The sequence below is a fragment of the Nocardia yunnanensis genome (genome assembly GCF_003626895.1).
GTDB classification, from domain to species: Bacteria; Actinomycetota; Actinomycetes; order Mycobacteriales; family Mycobacteriaceae; genus Nocardia; species Nocardia yunnanensis.
In genome coordinates this window covers 2,772,142-2,790,635 of the sequence record NZ_CP032568.1, presented here as the reverse complement: position 1 = coordinate 2,790,635, position 18,494 = coordinate 2,772,142, and the positions used below count along the sequence as shown (strand labels likewise).

Annotated in this window: 15 protein-coding genes; 6 read left to right on the top strand and 9 right to left on the bottom strand. The window is 70.0% G+C overall.

Features of this window, described 5'->3' with window-relative positions; translation table 11 throughout:
* The first annotated feature begins 195 nt into the window (after window positions 1-195).
* The 4 genes from lon to D7D52_RS12860 all read left to right on the top strand — a co-directional run bounded on the left by lon (window position 196) and on the right by D7D52_RS12860 (window position 4,668).
* Window positions 196-2,580, top strand: a complete 2,385-nt coding sequence (gene lon / locus D7D52_RS12875) for an endopeptidase La (protein ID WP_425464673.1) — start codon at window positions 196-198, stop codon at window positions 2,578-2,580.
* A gap of 127 nt (window positions 2,581-2,707) precedes the next feature.
* Window positions 2,708-3,517, top strand: a complete 810-nt coding sequence (locus tag D7D52_RS12870) for a heavy metal-binding domain-containing protein (RefSeq protein WP_120736525.1) — start codon at window positions 2,708-2,710, stop codon at window positions 3,515-3,517.
* The gene (locus D7D52_RS12865; RefSeq protein WP_120736524.1) at window positions 3,514-3,885 is read left to right on the top strand and encodes a DUF5073 family protein; all 372 of its coding nucleotides are present in this window, start codon (window positions 3,514-3,516) and stop codon (window positions 3,883-3,885) included. Before D7D52_RS12870 ends, D7D52_RS12865 begins: the two co-directional genes overlap by 4 nt.
* An 81-nt stretch (window positions 3,886-3,966) precedes the next feature.
* Window positions 3,967-4,668: an endonuclease/exonuclease/phosphatase family protein gene (locus D7D52_RS12860; RefSeq protein ID WP_120736523.1), complete on the top strand. Its 702-nt coding sequence runs from the start codon at window positions 3,967-3,969 to the stop codon at window positions 4,666-4,668.
* 26 nt (window positions 4,669-4,694) lie between these two features.
* Here the strand turns inward: D7D52_RS12860 and D7D52_RS12855 are convergent, their stop codons facing one another.
* From D7D52_RS12855 to D7D52_RS12830, 6 genes are all read right to left on the bottom strand, one after another.
* Window positions 4,695-5,684 (bottom strand): oxidoreductase, encoded by a 990-nt coding sequence (locus tag D7D52_RS12855; protein WP_120736522.1) that lies wholly within the window; start codon window positions 5,682-5,684, stop codon window positions 4,695-4,697.
* Between the two features lie 53 nt (window positions 5,685-5,737).
* Window positions 5,738-6,520 carry an enoyl-CoA hydratase/isomerase family protein gene (locus tag D7D52_RS12850; protein WP_120736521.1) on the bottom strand — a complete coding sequence of 261 codons (783 nt, stop codon included), beginning with the start codon at window positions 6,518-6,520 and terminating at the stop codon, window positions 5,738-5,740.
* 33 nt (window positions 6,521-6,553) lie between these two features.
* A complete protein-coding gene (locus D7D52_RS12845; RefSeq protein ID WP_120744063.1) occupies window positions 6,554-7,624 on the bottom strand; it encodes a DNA polymerase IV in 1,071 nt (356 codons plus the stop codon).
* Window positions 7,625-7,715: 91 nt separating this feature from the next.
* Complete coding sequence (locus D7D52_RS12840; RefSeq protein ID WP_120736520.1) at window positions 7,716-8,186, bottom strand: hypothetical protein; 471 nt, start codon at window positions 8,184-8,186, stop codon at window positions 7,716-7,718.
* A gap of 180 nt (window positions 8,187-8,366) precedes the next feature.
* Window positions 8,367-9,308, bottom strand: a complete 942-nt coding sequence (locus D7D52_RS12835; protein ID WP_120736519.1) for a class I SAM-dependent methyltransferase — start codon at window positions 9,306-9,308, stop codon at window positions 8,367-8,369.
* 71 nt (window positions 9,309-9,379) lie between these two features.
* Window positions 9,380-11,260, bottom strand: coding sequence for an ABC transporter ATP-binding protein (locus D7D52_RS12830; protein ID WP_120736518.1), 1,881 nt, complete (start codon window positions 11,258-11,260; stop codon window positions 9,380-9,382).
* A gap of 131 nt (window positions 11,261-11,391) precedes the next feature.
* Between D7D52_RS12830 and D7D52_RS12825 the strand changes: the two genes are divergently transcribed.
* The gene (locus tag D7D52_RS12825; protein WP_120736517.1) at window positions 11,392-14,172 is read left to right on the top strand and encodes an FAD-binding and (Fe-S)-binding domain-containing protein; all 2,781 of its coding nucleotides are present in this window, start codon (window positions 11,392-11,394) and stop codon (window positions 14,170-14,172) included.
* Between the two features lie 307 nt (window positions 14,173-14,479).
* On the top strand, window positions 14,480-15,397 hold the full coding sequence (locus D7D52_RS12815; RefSeq protein ID WP_120736515.1) for a DNA-3-methyladenine glycosylase family protein: 918 nt from the start codon (window positions 14,480-14,482) through the stop codon (window positions 15,395-15,397).
* A 19-nt stretch (window positions 15,398-15,416) separates the two neighbouring features.
* On the opposite strand, the gene D7D52_RS12810 is transcribed toward D7D52_RS12815, so the two are convergent.
* The 3 genes from D7D52_RS12810 to D7D52_RS12800 are packed head-to-tail and all read right to left on the bottom strand — an operon-like array spanning window position 15,417 to window position 18,401.
* On the bottom strand, window positions 15,417-16,712 hold the full coding sequence (locus D7D52_RS12810; RefSeq protein ID WP_120744062.1) for an ABC transporter substrate-binding protein: 1,296 nt from the start codon (window positions 16,710-16,712) through the stop codon (window positions 15,417-15,419).
* Between the two features lie 14 nt (window positions 16,713-16,726).
* Window positions 16,727-17,551, bottom strand: a complete 825-nt coding sequence (locus D7D52_RS12805) for a carbohydrate ABC transporter permease (RefSeq protein ID WP_120736514.1) — start codon at window positions 17,549-17,551, stop codon at window positions 16,727-16,729.
* A complete protein-coding gene (locus tag D7D52_RS12800) occupies window positions 17,541-18,401 on the bottom strand; it encodes a carbohydrate ABC transporter permease (RefSeq protein WP_120744061.1) in 861 nt (286 codons plus the stop codon). Before D7D52_RS12800 ends, D7D52_RS12805 begins: the two co-directional genes overlap by 11 nt.
* Between the last annotated feature and the right edge of the window lie 93 nt (window positions 18,402-18,494).

Sequence of the window (18,494 nt, the reverse complement as noted above, 5' to 3'; positions counted from 1 at the left end):
TCGCACCCGACAGTCGCTGTTGTGCGCCATGACCTGCACATCCACCTGTTCGCCCCCGGCGAACAAGGTCGCGGAACAATCGGTATACCGGCGAGGTTGAGTAGATAACGCTCAACCTTGGAAGGGGTCGAAGACGTGACTACACCAACGAACCTGCCGGTCCTGTTCCTGACCGATCCGATCGTGCTCCCCGGCATGGTCGTGCCGATCGAGCTGGACGAGTCGTCGCAGGCCGCCATCGATGCCGCCCGCGCGGGCAAGGTCAACCAGGTGCTGGTCGCGCCGCGGCTCGATGAGGGATACGCCGCCTACGGCGTCGTGGCCACCATCGAACAGGTCGGCCGGATGCGCGGTGGCGCCCCCGCGGCGGTGCTGAAGGCCGAGAGCCGGGCCAAGATCGGCCACGGCGTGACCGGCCCGGGCGCGGCGCTGTGGGTCGAGGCCGAACCGGTCGAGATCCCGGCCGCCGACGGCCGCACCAAAGAGCTTGCGGCCGAATACAAGAAGCTGGTCGTGTCGGTCCTGCAGCGCCGTGAGGCCTGGCAGGTCATCGACGCGGTCAATCAGATGAACGATCCGTCCACCCTGGCCGACGCGGCCGGCTGGGCGTCCTACCTGACCAATGACCAGAAGCGCGAAATCCTGGACACCCCGGACACTTTCGCGCGACTGACCAAGCTGATCGAGTGGACCACCCAGCACATCGCCGAGACCGAGGTCAGCGAGAAGATCAGCGAGGACGTGCGCGAGGGGCTGGAGAAGCAGCAGCGCGAGTTCCTGCTGCGCCAGCAGCTCAACGCGATTCGCAAGGAGCTGGGCGAGGACGAGCCGGACGGCGCGGAGGACTACCGCACCCGCGTCGAGAACGCCGACCTGCCCGCCGATGTGAAGGAAGCGGCCCTGCGTGAGGTCGGCCGCCTGGAGCGTTCCAGCGATCAGAGCCCGGAGACGGGCTGGATCCGGACCTGGCTGGACACCGTCCTGGAACTGCCGTGGACCGTGAAAACCACGGACTCCACGGATGTTTCGGCCGCGCGCGCCCAGCTGGACGCGGATCACCACGGCCTGGACGAGGTGAAGGACCGCATGGTCGAGTACCTGGCCGTGCGCTCCCGCCGGGCCGCCCGCGGCCTGGAGGTCGTCGGCGGCCGCGGTTCCGGCGCGGTGCTGGTGCTGGTCGGTCCGCCCGGCGTCGGCAAGACCTCGCTGGGTGAATCGGTCGCCCGGGCCTTGGGCCGCAAGTTCGTTCGCGTCGCCCTGGGCGGCGTGCGCGACGAGGCCGAGATCCGCGGTCACCGGCGCACCTACGTGGGCGCACTGCCCGGCCGCATCGTGCGCGCCATGAAGGAGGCGGGTTCGATGAACCCCGTCGTCCTGCTGGACGAGATCGACAAGGTCGGCAGCGACTTCCGCGGCGATCCCGCGGCGGCCCTGCTGGAGGTGCTGGACCCGGCGCAGAACCACACGTTCCGCGACCACTACCTGGACCTGGATCTGGACCTGTCCGACGTGCTGTTCATCGCCACCGCGAACGTCCTCGAGACGATTCCCGGCCCGCTGCTGGACCGCATGGAACTGATCAGCGTGGACGGCTACACCGAGGCCGACAAGGTGGCCATCGCCCGCGACTTCCTGATCCCCCGGCAGCTGGAGCGCAACGCCCTGACCGCCGAGGAGGTCTCGATCACGGACGAGGCGCTGCGCGAGGTCGCCGCCAACTACACCCGGGAAGCCGGTGTGCGGCAAATGGAACGGCTGATCGCCAAGGCGCTGCGCAAGGCCGCGACCAAGCTGTCGGAGTCGGCCGACATCGCCGGCCCCGAAAACGTCATCGTCAAGGGCGAATTCGTGCCGGAGGGACTGGGTTACGACAAGAACCTGGGCTACGACGCCGAATCCGCCTCGGCCGACGGGCAACTGGTGATCGGACTGGGTGACCTGAAGGACTACCTGGGCCGTCCGCGCTTCACCCCCGACGGGGCGGAACGCACCGCAGTCCCCGGTGTGGCGACGGGTTTGGCCGTGACCGGCGCGGGCGGCGACGTCCTCTACATCGAGGCCAATGCCGCCGAGGGCGACCGCTCGCTGACCCTGACCGGCCAGCTGGGCGACGTCATGAAGGAGTCCGCGCAGATCGCCCTGACCTACGTCCGCTCCCACCTGGAGGAGATCGGCATCGAGCCGAAGGTGCTGGATCGCAATATCCACATCCACTTCCCGGCGGGCGCGGTCCCCAAGGACGGACCGTCGGCGGGCGTCACCATGGTCACCGCCCTGGTGTCGCTGGCCCTGGGCCGGCAGGTCCGCGCGGATGTCGGCATGACCGGTGAGGTCACGCTGAACGGCCGGGTGCTGCCCATCGGCGGCGTCAAGCAGAAGCTGCTGGCCGCCCAGCGCGCCGGCCTGAAGACCGTGTTCATCCCGGCCCGCAACGAGCCGGACCTGGACGAGGTGCCGGCCGAGGTGCTGGCCGCCCTGGATGTCCGTCCCGTCGCCGACGTGGCCGAGATCCTGGCCTACGCCATCGAGCCGGTCGCCGAACCGGCCTACGACGGGCGGCAGCTGAGCGCCACCGCGTAACCGATCGACCGGGAGCCGGGCGTGTTCTGTGAACACGCCCGGCTCCCGTCGTTTCGGCGGGCCGGAAACCAGACCGAGTCGTACCCTCGGTTAGGGATTCAGCGGGGATCCGACGGAGGACGACACCATGCAACCGAATCAGCCGAGTCAGCAGCCGCAGCAGCTCGATCAGGTCGCCGGTGAGCGACTGTCCCATGCGAATCGCATCTTCACCTCCGACCTGTCGGTCAACGAGTTCGCCCTGCTGCACGGCGCGGGCTTCGAGCCCATCGACCTGGTGATGGGCGTGTCCGTCTATCACGTCGGCTTCCAGTTCACCGGCATCCGTCAGCAGCAGGAACTCCCGGTGCTGACCGAGGCCACCTACCGGGCGCGCTGGAATGCCATGTCCCGCATGCAAGCCGAGGCCGACGCCCTCAAGGCCGACGGGGTGGTGGGCGTCCGCCTGGAATGGCGCCAGCACGGCGAATCCATGGAGCATCTGGAGTTCATCGCCGTCGGCACCGCCGTCCGGTACGCGAAATCCCCTGGCAGCTACCGCCGTCCGAACGGCCAGGCGTTCACCAGCCACCTGTCGGGCCAGGACATGGTGACACTCATGCGCACCGGCTACGCCCCGGTCGCGTTCGTCATGGGCAACTGCGTGTTTCACGTGGCCGTGCAGGGCTTCCGCCAGATGCTCAGCCAGATGGGCCGCAATATGGAGATGCCGCAGTGGACCCAGGGCAACTATCAAGCCCGTGAGCTGGCCATGTCGCGCATGCAGGCCGAGGCGGAACGCGACGGCGCGACCGGTGTCACCGGCGTCAGCGTCGATATCTCCAACTACGCCTGGGGTTATCACACGGTCGAGTTCTACGCCTCCGGCACCGCCATCCGCCGCCTGGGCGACGGCGATCCGATCGTCCCGCAGTTCACCCTCGGCATGAACTCGTGAGCGATTTCGATCCCGAGTCCGCCACCCGCGCCATCGATGCGGCGCTCGGCGGTCCGGGCGGCCTGGGTCTGGTCTTCACCGTCTTCGCCGGCGTCCCCGGAGTTACCCGGACCCCGCCGCGCAAATCGATGTTCCGTGCCGATCCGGAACGGGTCCAGATCGGTTCCTGGCGGTACGAGGTGACTCGCGATCAGCGCATCAGGGCGGGTCACGTGGTGGGCGGGATCGTGCTGGCCGAGGAGCTGCTCCCGGCCGCCGCCCTCGCCCCGCACCTGGCTCGCGCGCTGGCCGAGATCGCCTCCTCCTACGGTCCGCCCGCGCTGCCGCACCTCACGGCCGCGTTGGAGGTGCTGGCCGGTTCCGGCTGATCCGGCAACCGGTGAGCGAATTCGGTTGTTTCACATGAAACGAATCCCGCACGGTCCGTTCGGATCTCATAGGGTCGTACCGTGATCACCGTCGCCACCTGGAATGTCCTGCACCGCGTCCACGCCGATAACTGGGACAGCGATATCGCCGGGCGCTGGCCGATCGAGGCCGAGCGGATCGAGGCGGTGACCGCCGTGGTCGCCGCGCGCGCCGAGTCCGTCATCGCGCTCATGGAGGTCAGCGGCGACCAGCTCGTGGCCCTGCGAAACGCCCTGCCCGCCAGGGAGTTCCACGTGCTGAACTATCCGCGGGTACCGCGCCCGCGCCGGCTGGCGAATGTGCTGGAGCACCGGACCGAACACCTCGTGATCCTGGTGGACGGCACCGCGCGGCCGGTCGCGGCCGAATCGTTCGGCTTCGATCCCGGCAAGGGCGTGCTGGTGATCGAGTTCGACGGTCTGCTCATCGCCGCCACCCACGTGACCGGCGACGAACGCCGCGGCGAGCAACTCGTGCGGCTGCGCGAACTCACCGCGGCCGGCCCGGCGGTCCTGCTGGGCGACTTCAATATCGACCGCGCCACCCTGGCCGCCGGACTGGGTGACGGCTACACGGTCGGCGAGTTCGCACCGGACGCGCTCCCGACCCGGCCCCGGGACGCGGGAGCCAAATCCCAGTACATCGACCATGTGGTCGGGCACGGCGTCCCGGTGCGCGAGGTGGTGGTCGAGGACGTGGCCGGGGCCTCCGACCACAATCTCGTCCGGGCCATTGTCGGCTAGAACTCGGTCGGCTGGAACTCGGTCGGCTAGAACTCGCCCGCCGCCCCGAGCACCGAACGGCCGGAATGCGTTCCGTCCAGAATGGTATGCAGCACGGATTCTGCCTCGGTGATCGGCGCGTAGTTCTCCAGCAGTGAGAGATGCTGGGGTTTCAGGTCTTTCGCGAGCCGGGCCCACAACTCACGGCGCCGCGCGATCGGGAAGTGCGCGGAGTCGATGCCCAGCAGCGACACCCCGCGCAGAATGAACGGCATCACCGTGGTCGGCAGATCGGAACCGCCGGTCAATCCGGAAGCCGCCACCGCACCACCGTAGGTGATGCTGCTCAGCACGTACGCCAGCGAGGCGCCGCCGACACTGTCCACCGCGGCGGCCCACTGCGCCTTGCCCAGCGCGCGCACCTTCTCCTCGCCGGGCAGCCGGCCGATCACCGACTTCGCGCCGAGCGTCGAAAGCAGTTCGCTCGCACCGAGTTTGCCGGTGGAGGCGACCACCTCGAAGCCGAGTCCGGACAGGATGTCGACGGCCACGCTGCCCACCCCGCCGGTCGCGCCGGTGACCAGCACCGGCCCGGCGTCGGGCGTGAGCCCGGCATCCAGCAGCGCCTGCACGCTCATGGCCGCGGTGTAGCCCGCGGTGCCGATGGCCGCCGCCTCGCGCGGGGTGAGCCCGTCGAGCTTCACCACCCACCCGGCCGGCACCCGCGCGTACTCGGCGAACCCGCCGTGATGCGCCACGCCGATGTCGTAGCCGTGCGCGACGACCAGATCGCCGGGCGCGAATTCCGGATCGTCGGAGGCGGTCACCTCACCGGTGAGATCGATGCCGGGAATCAGCGGGTACCGGCGCACCACACCGCCGCGCGGGGTGATGGCCAGCCCGTCCTTGTAGTTGGCGCTCGAGAAGTGCACTTTGATCGTCACCTCGCCGGGCATCAGGAAGTCGTCGGTGACCTCCTCCCGGACCAGCGCGATCCCACTGTCGGTTTCGTGTGCCACCATCGCCTGGAACTCCATGTCCCGAGCATAGGGCGCGCGACACCGGCCGGGTCGGTGAAAAGCGGCCGGGCTCAGGCGAATTTCGGAGCGCGCTTGTCCACGAAGGAGGCCACGCCCTCCTGCCCGTCGGCGGATTCGGCGCAGTGCGTGATGAACGCGGCCTCGGTGTGCAACTGCTCCTCGAGGGTGTGCTGACCCGAGACCAGCAGCAGCTTCTTGACGTTCGCGTTCGAACCCTTGGGCCCGGTGGCGAACTCCCGCGCCAGGGTCTCCACCGCGTCGGTCAGCTCGCCGTCGGGCACGACCCGGTGCAGCAGGCCCCAGTCGAGGGCCTCGGCCGCGGACAGGGTGCGGTTGGTGAGCATGAGCTCCTGGGTGCGGCGCAGCCCGATCAGGCGCGGCAGATAGTAGGACGCGCCGCCGTCCGGGCTCAGGCCGATCTTGGTGTACGCCATGGTGAACGAGGCCGATTCGGCGGCGACCACCAGATCGCCGGCCACCGCGAGGCTCATGCCGGCGCCCGCCGCGGTCCCGTTCACGCCGACGATGAGCAGCGCGTCCATGCGCGCCAGCGCCGACACCGCCCGGTGCAGGGTGGCCGCCAGCTGCTCGATGAACTTCCCGGTGTCGTCGCTGGCCGCCATGGCCCGCACATCGCCGCCGGCGGAGAAGAAACGCCCGGAACCGGTCAGCACCACGACCTTCACCGTCGGATCCTCCGAGCAGTACGAGGCCGCGCGCTCCAGCTCGTCGGCCAGCGCCTGATCGATGCCATTGGCCGCCTTGGGCCGATTCAGCGTGATGCGGGCGATCGGGCCGTCGTGCTCGAACAGGATGTTCTCGTAGTCGCTCATCGCGAGAAAGCCTTCCGTCGGGTGGAACCTCGTTCACAGCATGGCGTATTCGACCCGGACGCCGAGCAACCGGATCGGTCGATCCACCTCGAAGGTATGCAATACCTCCAGCGCCGTCTGCACGATCTCGTCCACATCGGCGGTGGGCGCGGACAATTTCCGCTGTTTGCTGCGCGTGAAGAAGGTCTTGGTCCGCACCGTCACACTGACCCGCCCGACACCGCGTCCCGCGGCCACGGTCTCCTCGGCCACCTGGGTGGCCAGCCGCACCACCGCCGCGTCGATGTCCGCGCGTTCGGTGAGATCGGCCGGGAAGGTCTCGGATCGGCTGTGGCCCACCGGCTCTCGCGGCTCGGAGATATCCGTGTCGCCCGCACCGTGGCCGAGTACCCACAGATAGGGCCCGGTATTGGGCCCGAATTCCCGCGCCAGCACCTGGCGGTCGGCGGCGGCGAGATCCCCGACGGTCTCGATGCCCAGGCCGCTCATGCGTTTCGCGATCCGCGCCCCCACGCCCCACAGCGCGCTGGTCGGGCGATGCGCCATGAGCTCGGCCCAATTGTCGGCGGTGAGCCGGAAGACGCCGGTTCCGGTGTCGGCGTCGGCCGCCGCGCCGGCGGGGCCCGACTTGCCCACCGCCTTGGCGAACCCGGTGGCGAGCTTGGCCCGCGTCTTGTTGTCCCCGATGCCGACCGCGCAGGTCAGCCCCAATTCGGCGATGGCGGAACGGATCTCGCCGGCCAGCGCCTCGGGATCGTCGGTGTCCACCGCCAGGAACGCCTCGTCGAAGCCGAGTACCTCGACCCGATCGGTGAACGTCCGCAGCACCGTCATGATCTCCTCGGACGCCTCGGCGTAGAACGCCAGATCCTGCGGCAGGAACACGCCCTCCGGACAGATCCGGGCGGCGGTGCGCAGCGGCATGCCGGCCCGCACCCCGAAGGCCCGGGCCGGATACGACGCGCACGACACCACCTTGCGCGGTTCGGCGGGGTCGCCGTTGCCGCCCACGATGACCGGCTGTCCGCGCAGCTCGGGGTGACGCCGGAATTCGACCGCGGCCTGGAATTGGTCGAGGTCGACGTGCAGCAGCCAGCGCGTCACCCCTCCGTCATACCGCATGGTCTCCCGAAATGCCGGGATCTCTGCGATCGATCAGCGGGGCAGCGCGGTCCTCAGCAGGGCAGCGGTGTCCTCAGCGGGCGCGGCGCAGCCACAGCAGCGGTGAGCGGTACGCGTAGCGCGCCTTCACCACACCGCTGTCCACCTCGCCGGTGACCCGGATCAGCGGGGCGCCCGGGAAGCGCGGCAGCTTCACCCGGTTGGCCACCGTGCCGGCGCCCGGCGTCACGCTCTCCAGATCGACGCGCCAGCCGCGCGGCACGATGAGCACGATCGCGCCCGCGCCCGCGGCGACCTGGACATCGATCTCGCGCCGCGAGCAGCGCGCGCGGGTGAAGTCGACGACCAGCTTGCCCGAAACCGCCTCGGCCACCAGCTTTTTCGGCACCGTCCAGTCGTCGTCGGTGCGCCGGGTCCCGCCGTCCACCCGTATCGTCAGCGCGGACTCCGCCGCGCCGGGCTGATACCGCCGCGCACCGAACATGCGCTCGACATCGTCGACACGGGTCGCGGCCGTCTGCCGCTGCACCTTGGTACGGGTCACCGAAACTCCTCCCCCGGCATCTGAAACGATCATGTGGGTTATGCCATGGGAGCTCGAATTATGCCGCATAGCAGGGCATTTCGGGAGGTCGGGACCGCCGCTGCGGCCACAACACGGTGTCGGTTCGGGCACGGGCGGATCACGGCCGTGCCCGGCCATGCGGGGCGGCTATCGACGGTGCTAGCGGCGGCCCAGGAAAACGGTGGTCGCGCCGAGAATGTAAATGTCCTCGCGCGCACCGAGATACGTCTCGGCCGCCGGATCGAGCAGGGCCGCGAGGGTGGCCCGGTCCGCCTCGGACACGCGATCGCCGACCCGCTCGCTCAGCCCCCGCAGCCAGGCGACGACGCTGTCGCGCACCGCCGGCGACGGCGGGGCGGGATGGTCGGTCAGCACGCTGAAGGAGGTGACCGCCGACAGCCCGGCGCGACTCAGCGTCACGTTCCAGCCATAGGGCATGGGCGTGGAATCGGTGATCTCACCGCGCATTTGAGCGAAGCCGGCCTCCCGCTGGGCCAGCAGCCGATCCTGCAAGCCGGGCGCGCCGATACCGAGATCCCACGGCAGGCAGCGCATGGCTAGGCCGCCCTCGGCCAGCGCCAGCCAGCCGTCGGGGCGCAGCAGTTCCGCCAGCCGCGTGGTGCCCGCCTGCTGATCGGGCAGGTGATGCACCGAGCGCGAGGCCCACACCAGATCCGCGCCCGGCAGTCCGGTGCCGAAATCCGCCGCGGCGGCATCGGCCCGCACGGTCTCCACCCGCACCCGGTCATCGCCCGCGAGGGCTTCCTTCACACTGTGCTGCGCCACCTCGAGCAGTTCGGGCACGGCATCCACGAGGACCAGCCGGCCGCCCCCGCGCGCCAGCAGTTCGCGCGCGAACGCCACGCTCTGCCCGCCCGCCCCCGCCCCGATATCCAGAACGGTCGGTTCGGTGCGAGCCGGGATCAGCCCGATCAGCCGCCGCGCGATCTCCGCGCCGGACTCGGCCGCCATGGCGTCTTCGCGTCGCAGATCCGGGATCATCGTCGCCCAGTCGATGTGGTCGTGGGTGTGGCCCTGGTCGTCGGTATGGCCATGACCGTGGTGGTGGCCGTGGGAATGTCCGTGTGCGTGAGAACCCATGCTCCGACGCTAACGCCGGGGCATGGGCACACTCGAATCCTTTTGCCGATCCGGCAAGCCGTCCGGTCCGATCAGACCGCCGCGGGCGCGCTGGAGTCGGCGAACTGGGTGCGGTACAGCTCGGTGTAGCGGCCGTCCGCCGCCAGCAGTTCGGCGTGGGTGCCGCGCTCCACGATGCGGCCGTGCTCGAGCACCAGGATCTGATCGGCATTGCGGATGGTGGAGAGCCGATGCGCGATGACCAGGGCGGTGCGCCCGTCGAGCGCCTCGGCCAGGGCCTCCTGCACGGCCGCCTCGGAGGTGGAGTCCAGGGAGGCGGTGGCCTCGTCGAGGATCACCACGCGCGGTTGCTTGAGCAGCAGCCGGGCAATGGTCAGGCGCTGGCGCTCACCGCCGGAGAGCCGGTAGCCGCGCTCGCCGACCACGGTGTCCAGGCCGTCGGGCAGCGATTCGATGAGATCGCGTAACCGGGCGCGGCCCAGCGCATCCCAGAGTTCGTCGTCGGTGGCCTCGGGCCGGGCCAGCCGCAGGTTGGCGCGAATGGTCTCGTGGAACAGGTGCCCGTCCTGGGTGACCAGGCCGACGGTGTCCTGAATCGACTGCGCGGTCAGCTCGCGCACATCCTTGCCGCCCAGCAGCACCGCGCCGGAGTCCACGTCGTACAGTCGCGAAACCAGCTGTGCGATGGTCGATTTCCCGGCCCCGGAGGATCCGACCAGGGCCACCATCTGCCCGGGCTCGGCCCGCAGCGACACCTCGTGCAGCACTTCCTCGCCGCCGCGGGTGTCCAGCGTCGCGACGTCCTCCAGCGAGGCCAGCGACACCTTGTCCGCGGCCGGGTAGCCGAAGCTCACCCCGTCCAGCTCCACCGCGACCGGACCCTCCGGCACCGGCGCCGCCAGCGGCGAATCCTGAATCAGCGGCTTCAGATCCAGGATCTCGAAGACCCGCTCGAAGCTCACCAGCGCCGACATCACATCCACCCGGGCGCTGGCCAGCGCGGTCAGCGGCGAATACAGCCGGGTCAGCAGCAGCGAAAGCGCCACCACCGCACCGGGTTCCAGCCGCCCCCGCAGCGCCAGGTAGCCGCCCAGCCCGTAGACCAGCGCCAGCGCCAGCGCCGACACCAGCGTCAGGGCGGTGACGAACACGGTCTGCAGCATGGCGGTGCGGACGCCGATATCGCGCACCCGCCCGGCGCGCAGCCCGAATTCCACCGACTCCTGCCGCGGCCGCCCGAACAGCTTCACCAGCGTGGCGCCCGGGGCGGAGAAGCGTTCGGTCATCTGGGTGCTCATGGCCGCGTTCAGTCCGGCGGCCTCGCGCTGGATCCCGGCGATGCGCTCGCCCATGCGCCGCGCCGGAATCACGAACACCGGCAGCAGGACCAGGGCCAGCAGGGTGATCTGCCAGGACAGCCGCAGCATGACGGCGAGGGTGAGCGCGAGGGTCACCACATTGGTGACCACGCCGGACAGGGTGGTGCTGAACGCCCGCTGCGCCCCGATGACGTCATTGTTCAACCGGCTCACCAGTGCGCCGGTCCGGGTGCGCGTGAAGAAGGCGATGGGCATGCGCTGCACATGATCGAAGACGGCGGTGCGCAGATCGAAGATGAGCCCCTCCCCGATGCGCGCCGACAGCCAGCGAATGACGATGCCCAGCCCGGCGTCCAGCACCGCGACCGCCGCGATGATCACCGCGAGGGTGATGACCGTGCGCGGCGCGCCGTGCCCGACGATGGCGTCGACCACCCGCCCGGCCAGCACCGGGGTGGCCACCGCGAGCAGCGCCGAGGCGATGCTGAAGACGAGGAACGCGACCAGCCGCCGATGGTGCGGGCGCGCGAAGGCCAGAATCCGGCGGGCCGTCGCCAGCCGCAGCGGCCGCTGCTCGGTGGGCGCGTTCATCTGCCGGTACAGCTGATTCCACGCCACGGATTCGATACTCATCCCAGCTCCTCACGTCCGGGTTCCATCGAACCCCACACCACCGACACTAAGACCTGAACAAAGGTTGAGATCAAGGACTTCCGGGCAGGTCGGACGTTCGCGCTCGGCGAAACTCGGCTTAGGCTCGGGGCGTGAGCGAGGCGTGGGAACGAGCATTGCGCGGGGCGGTCACCGGTGAGGTCGACACCGCCCCGCGGCGGCTCGCCGAGTACTCCTCGGACGCCTCGAACTATCGGGTGCGCCCGCGCGCGGTGGTCTTCCCGCGTGACGCCGCCGATGTGAGCGCGGCCCTGTATCTGGCCCGCGCCGAGGGACTCGCGATCACCGCGCGCGGCGCGGGCACCTCGGTGGCGGGCAATGCGATCGGGCCGGGCCTGGTGCTGGATTTCAGCCGTCACCTGAACACCGTCCTGGAGCTCGATCCCGATCGGCGGGTCGCGCGGGTGCAGCCGGGCGTCGTGCTGGCGGAATTGCAGCGCCGGGCGGGTGCGCACGGCTTGCGTTTCGGTCCCGATCCCTCGACCCAGAACCGCTGCACCCTCGGCGGGATGATCGGCAACAATGCCTGCGGTCCGCGTGCGGTGGCGTGGGGCCGCACCTCGGATACGGTGCGCGAGTTGCGGATTCTCGACGGCCTCGGCATCGAGCGGACCCTGGGCAATGATCTCTCGGCCGTCGCGGGCCTGGCCGATTTCACCCGCACCCACCTCGCGCTGATTCGCACCGAGCTGGGCCGCTTCGAACGCCAGGCGTCCGGCTACGCGCTGGAACATCTACTGCCCGAACGGGGTTCGGCGCTCGCCAAGGCGTTCGTCGGCACCGAGGGCACCTGCGGCCTGCTGCTGGAGGCGACCGTCGAGCTGGTGCCGGTTCCCGCCGCCACGATGCTGGTGGTGCTCGGCTATCCCGACATGCCCACCGCCGCCGACGATATCGCCGCGGTCATGGCGGTGCGGCCGATCGCCGTGGAGGGCATGGACGCGCGCCTGGTCGATGTGGTGCGGGCGCATCGCGGCGGGGTGCCGGAGCTGCCGCGCGGCGGCGGCTGGTTGCTGGTCGAAATCGACGGCGCCACCGAGGAATTGGCTCGCGAGCGCGCCGAGGCGCTGCGGGCCGGCGCGCACGCCATGGACGTCCGCATCGTGCCGGACCGTGCCGAGGCACGGGCCCTGTGGGCCATCCGAGCCGACGGCGCCGGCCTGGCGGGCCGCACCCCGGACGGGCAACCGGCCTGGCCGGGCTGGGAGGACGCCGCGGTCCCGCCCGACCGGCTCGGCGACTACCTGCGCGAATTCGAGACCCTCACCCGTGAGCACGGTGTGGACGGCCTGCTCTACGGTCACTTCGGCGACGGCTGCATCCACGTCCGCCTGGATCTGCCGATCGCCGATGCGCCGCAACGCTTCCGGGCCTTCCTGGAGGACGCCGCCCGTCAGGTGGTGAAGTTCGGCGGTTCGCTCTCGGGCGAGCACGGCGACGGCCGGGCCCGCTCGGATCTGTTGCGGTTCATGTACTCCCGCGAAACCCTCGACGCCTTCGCGGCCTTCAAGGCCCTGTTCGATGCCGACGCCGTGCTGAATCCCGGTGTCCTGGTGCATCCCCGGCCGGTGGACACCGACCTGCGCCTGGCCGGGCTGCGCCCGCTGCCCGCCGGCGGCGGCTTCGCCTTCCTCGCCGACGGCGACCTGGCCACCGCCGTGCACCGCTGCGTGGGCGTCGGCAAGTGCCGCGCCGATACCAGCGCGTCCGGCGGTTTCATGTGCCCGTCCTATCTGGCCACCGCCGACGAGAAGGACAGCACCCGAGGCCGCGCCCGGGTGCTGCAAGAGGTGGTGCGGGGCGCGTTGGACTGGCGCTCGGAGGCCGTCGCCGAGTCACTGGATCTCTGCCTGTCCTGCAAGGCATGTCATTCCGACTGTCCCGCCGGCGTGGACATGGCGACCTACAAGTCCGAGACCCTGTACCGGCGCTATCGGCGTCGGCTCCGTCCGGTCGATCACTATGCCCTGGGCCAACTGCCGCGCTGGCTCGGCGCGGCGGCCCGGCTGCCGCGCCTGGTCAACAGGGCCGGGGCGGTGCGGCCACTACGCCGGCTGGGGTTGCGGCTGGCGGGTATGGATCCGCGTCGCGAGGTACCGGCCTTGGCGGACAAGAGTTTTCGGCGAGGCTGGCGGCCGCACGCGGTGCCGACGGCCGCACTGCCGGTGATGTTGTGGATCGATACGTTCACCGACGGCTTCGATCCCGAGATCGCCGGTGCTGCCGTGGATTTGATCGAATCGCTCGGACAGCGGGTGACCATCCCGGAGCGGCGGGTCTGCTGTGGTCTGACCTGGATCAGCACCGGTCAGCTCGACGGCGCGCGAAAGCGGCTGCGCGCCACCCTCGAAGCTCTCGACGCGCACGTCCGGGCGGGCGGCGTGGTGGTCGGCCTGGAACCTTCGTGCACGGCCGCCCTGCGCGACGACCTGCCCCGCCTGCTGCCGGACGATCCCCGGGCCGCCGCGGTGGCGGGTGCGGTGCGCACCCTCGCGGAATTCCTGGAGTCCCAGCCCGGCTGGCGTCCGCCCGACCTCACCGGCCGCACGGTGCTGGTCCAGCCGCACTGCCATCAGCACGCCGCACTGGGTTTCGAGGCCGACCGCCGAATACTGCGCGCCACCGGCGCGCAAGTGACCGAAATCACCGGATGCTGTGGACTTGCCGGAAATTTCGGAATGCAGCGCGGCCACTACGACGTATCCGTCGCGGTGGCCGAGAACGGCCTCCTGCCCGCACTGCGGGGAGCGCCCGAAGATTCGATCTTGATCGCCGACGGATTCTCCTGCCGCACCCAGGCCGCACAGCTGGCCGGGCGCTCGTTCCGGCATCTCGCCCAGCTCCTGCACGACGCCGCTGACCTCGAAAAATGAAGGGCACCCGCCCCATCCGCGAACGGATGCGGGGGCGGGTGCCCTTCCCTCATCTGGTCAGCTGCCGAACGGCAGCGTGCCCGGCGGGATGTGGTATCCGCTGCTACCGGCGAAAAGATTGCCCCAGACACCGAGCAGGAAATTGATCAGGTTGGTGATCACGCGAGGAACCTCCAGTACGAATGCCACACAGTTGCCGAGCCGACACACAATCGGACTGAACATCGGGTGCGGCGCGCGGCGCGTTAACAAATAGAATGTCCCGGTGACTGCAGCGCCGCCCGCACCGACCGCGTCCGCGGCCTCCGTGGCGAGCGAGCGCACCCGGGTCCTGCGCACCGAGCGCCCGATCGATCTGGCCGCCACCATCTCTCCGCTGCGCCGCGGCTTCGGTGATCCCTGTCACCGCGAAACCCCCGACGGCGCGCACTGGCACGCCTCGCGGATGCCGTCCGGTGAAGTCACCTATCGGCTGCGGCAGGCCGACCGGCATACGGTCGAGGCGCGGGCCTGGGGTCCGGGCGCGGAGGAGTTCCTCGAGCGGCTGCCCGCCATGCTGTGCGTGGACGAGGACGTCACCGATTTCGCGCCGGCCCACCCGAAAGTGGCCGAGGCGCATCGCCGCAATCCGGGCCTGCGCATGCTGCGCACCGGCCTGGTGTGGGAGGCCCTGGTCCCGGCGGTGCTGGAACAGAAGGTGCACACCAAGACCGCCCATGATTCGTGGCGGAAACTCGTGTGGCGCTATGGAACTCCCGCGCCGGGTCCGGCCCCGCAGGGTTTGCGCGTCATGCCGGACGCGGAGACCTGGCGGCACATCCCGTCCTGGGTCTACCACCGCGCCAATGTCGGGCCGCAGCGGTCGAAAACCATTGTGCTGGCGGCGCGTATCGCCCCGAAGCTGGAGCAGGCCGCCGGCCTCGGTCACGCCGAGGCGGCGCAGCGCCTGCGCACCGTGCCGGGTATCGGAATATGGACGGCCGCCGAGATCGCCCAGCGCGCCTTCGGCGATCCGGACGCGTTGTCGGTCGGCGATTTCCATCTCGCCGCGATCGTGGGCTGGACCCTGCTGGGCAAGCCGATCGACGACGACGCCATGGTCGAGTACCTGGAACCGCTACGCCCGCACCGGTATCGAGCGGTGCGCCTGCTGGGGCTGGCCGGTTTCGCGCACAAGCCGAAGTTCGGCCCGCGCACGCCGTACACCGATCACAGCCGGATCTGATCCGGCTCGCGTCGCGCCTTCACCGCTGGGCGAGCGCCGCGTTTCCCTCGCGCTGCGCGCGTGACAGTGCGTCAGCCACCGGTATCCGGCCCAGGTACATCTCGTCGAGGATCGGTGTCATCGCCTGCAACGCGGCCGGAAACCCGGTCCCGCCGCCCGCCGCGATCGTCGTGCCGCGCAACACCTCGAAGAACGGCGACACATCGACCCCGTGCCCGGCCCAATAGTCGCGATACACCTGCTGGTCGGACACCACCGCCGGAATCGTCGCCCCCGCCGTACCGAGATAGCGGTTGCCCGCCGCGCTGCCCAGCCAGGCCAGCACCCGCCGCATCGCCTCCGGGTGTGCGGTGGCCGCGTTCCCGGCGAGCCCGATGGCATTGTTCGCGCTCACCCGCCCGGCCGGACCCGCGGGAATCATGGCCAGCCCCCAACGGAATCCGGTGTGCCGCGCGACGGTGGCCAGATTGAAGGTGCCCGATTGGAACAGCGCCAGCTTTCCTTGCAGGAAGGCGTTCTTGGCGAAGTCGGCATTGGTGCTGCCACCGCTGGTACCGGTGTCGGCCGCCGACGGTGAGAGCCCGGCGGCGACGAGCCCGACCGTGTACCCGAAGGCGTCGCGCCCCGGCGGGGAATCGATATCGAACCGGCCGTCGCGCTGTAGCTGCCCGCCCGCCGAGCCCAGATACGGCAGCGAGATGGACTGAAAGTCGTTGGCGGCGTTGTACGGCCAGGTCGACACGCCCGCCAGCCGCCGCAACAGCGGCCGGAACGTGTCCTGCCCCGGATCGGGACTCCAGTGCGCCGCCGCAACCTCGGCCGGATCGACCCCGGCCTGCGCCAGCAGATCCAGGTTGACGTAGACCGCCGTCCCGCCGTCGACGAACTGCGGTACCGCCCAGAGCTTTCCGCCGCGCGTGTACTGGGCCACGGCCTGCGGATCCCAGGCCCGCGCCGCGTCCGGTCCGAGCGCCGCCCCGATATCCAGCAGATGCCCGCTGTCGGCGTAATCCTCGTACAGATTGGTCCAGAACAGATCGTCGGCGATCCCGCCCGCCGCATCCAAGCGCAGCTTCTGCGCGTAGGAACTCCACGGCACCTGCGTGATTCGCACCTCGATCTCCGGATTGGCGCGCTCGAACTCGTCGAGCGCGGCCCGATAGGGGGCGACGAAACTCATGTCCCAGATCCGCATCCGCACCACCGTGCGCCCACCGCCGTCGCTGTCGCGGCCCAGCCACAGCGCCGCCGCCACCAGCAGCACGGCGACCAGCAGCACTCCGAGCACGGCCCGGGTGGCGGGTTTGAGAGACATCGCCTGCCCCCGCATCATTTCAGCCCCGTCACCGCGATGGACCGCAGCACCTGCCGCTGGAACACCACGAACACCACCACCAGCGGCGCGATGGCCAGGGTGGTGGCCGCCATGATCAACGTCCACTGCGCGTTGTACTGGGTCTGCAGATTCGCCGTAGCCACCGTCAGCACCTGCCACCTCGCTCCCGAGGCCGCGACCAGCGGCCACATGAAGCTGTTCCATTGCGAGACAACGGTGATCACCGTGAGCGTCGCCAGGATCGGCCGGCTCATCGGCACCACCACGCCCACCAGGATGTCGAGGGTGGTGGCCCCGTCCACCCGTGCGGCGTCGATGATCTCGCCCGGAATCGCCCGGAAATACTGACGCAGCAGGAAGATCGCGTACGGGGATCCGAACAGGAACGGCAGCACCAACGCCCAGAAGGTGTTGAGCCAGCCGAGTTTCGCGAACATCAGATACAGCGGCACCAGCGTCACCGCACTGGGCACCATCATGGTCCCCAGGTACACCCAGAACAGCGCCTCGCGGCCGGGAAAGGCGATGTGCGCGAACGCGTATGCCGCCATCACCGACACCACCAGCTGTCCAGCGGTGATGCACACGGTCATCAGCGCCGTCACGGTCACCGCCCGGCCCAGTCCTTGTTCGAGCACCGCGCGAAAGTTGTCGAGCGTGACCGGATGCGGTGCGGCCACGGAGGATTCGTTCGCGAACTGACCCGGCGTCTTCACCGCCGTCAGCGCGCTCAGCACCAGCGGCGCGACCGTCACCAGCGCACCCGCCACCAGCACCAGATACGCCGCGACGGCCCGCAAGGATCGTTCAGTACTCATGGCTCACTCGCTCCCGGAAATACCGATGCTGCGCCAGCGTGATCACGAACATGACCGCGAACACCACCACCGCCATGACCGCGGCCCGCCCGGGATGCGCGGCCTCGAACGCCTCCGAATAGATCCGCATCCCCACCACATCCGTGCGATGGTCCGGCCCGCCCCGGGTCAGCGCGTACACCGCGTCGAAGGTCTGGAAGACCGTCAGCACGCCGGTGACCAGCACGAAGAACATGGTCGGCCGCAGCAGCGGCAGGATCAGCCATCGGATTCGCCGCCATCCGACCGCGCCGTCCAGCGCCCCCGCGTCCAGGATTTCCCCCGGGATGGCCCGGATCCCGGCCACGAAGAACAGGGCCACGTACCCGAGGTTCGTCCACACCAGCACCGCCGCCACCGCGGGCAGCGCCAGCGCCGGTGAGCTCAGCCATTCCACCCGCTCCCCGAGCAGCGCGTTCAACGCCCCGCCGGTCGGCGCGAAGATCCACTGCCACACCACGCCGACCGCGACCGGCGCGCACATCCACGGCAGCGCGTACATCACCCGCAGCACGGTCGAGCCCCGACCGCGGCGCGCCAGCATGGCCGCCACCGCGAACCCCAGCGCCGTCTGCGCCGGCACCACGATCGCCGTCAGCGCCAGCGTCACCAGGATCGAATGCCCGAACCGCCGGTCGGTCAGCACCGACCGCCAGTTGTCCCACCCGCTGAACTCGATGGGCCCCAGCAGATTCCAGCTGTGCACGCTCAACCACAACACCACCGCGATCGGCAGCAGCAGAAAGCACCCGACGCCGACGAGGCTGGGCAGCAGCAGGGCGTAGCCCACCGCGGCGCGTCTCCGGTCCATGATCAGCGACAGTAGCGGCGCGGTCCCGGCGGCCCGCCCACCCACGCCCGATCTGCCCGATATTGTGCTGTGCCCGACGTGATTTCGGCACCG

Coding starts and splice junctions, on each gene's coding strand:
- D7D52_RS12805 (WP_120736514.1), bottom strand. CDS start 17,551: ATGAGTACTGAACGATCCTTGCGGGCCGTCGCGGCGTATCTGGTGCTG.
- D7D52_RS12870 (WP_120736525.1), top strand. CDS start 2,708: ATGCAACCGAATCAGCCGAGTCAGCAGCCGCAGCAGCTCGATCAGGTC.
- D7D52_RS12810 (WP_120744062.1), bottom strand. CDS start 16,712: ATGTCTCTCAAACCCGCCACCCGGGCCGTGCTCGGAGTGCTGCTGGTC.
- D7D52_RS12835 (WP_120736519.1), bottom strand. CDS start 9,308: ATGGGTTCTCACGCACACGGACATTCCCACGGCCACCACCACGGTCAT.
- D7D52_RS12855 (WP_120736522.1), bottom strand. CDS start 5,684: ATGGAGTTCCAGGCGATGGTGGCACACGAAACCGACAGTGGGATCGCG.
- D7D52_RS12800 (WP_120744061.1), bottom strand. CDS start 18,401: ATGGACCGGAGACGCGCCGCGGTGGGCTACGCCCTGCTGCTGCCCAGC.
- D7D52_RS12830 (WP_120736518.1), bottom strand. CDS start 11,260: ATGAGTATCGAATCCGTGGCGTGGAATCAGCTGTACCGGCAGATGAAC.
- D7D52_RS12850 (WP_120736521.1), bottom strand. CDS start 6,520: ATGAGCGACTACGAGAACATCCTGTTCGAGCACGACGGCCCGATCGCC.
- lon (WP_425464673.1), top strand. CDS start 196: ATGGTCGTGCCGATCGAGCTGGACGAGTCGTCGCAGGCCGCCATCGAT.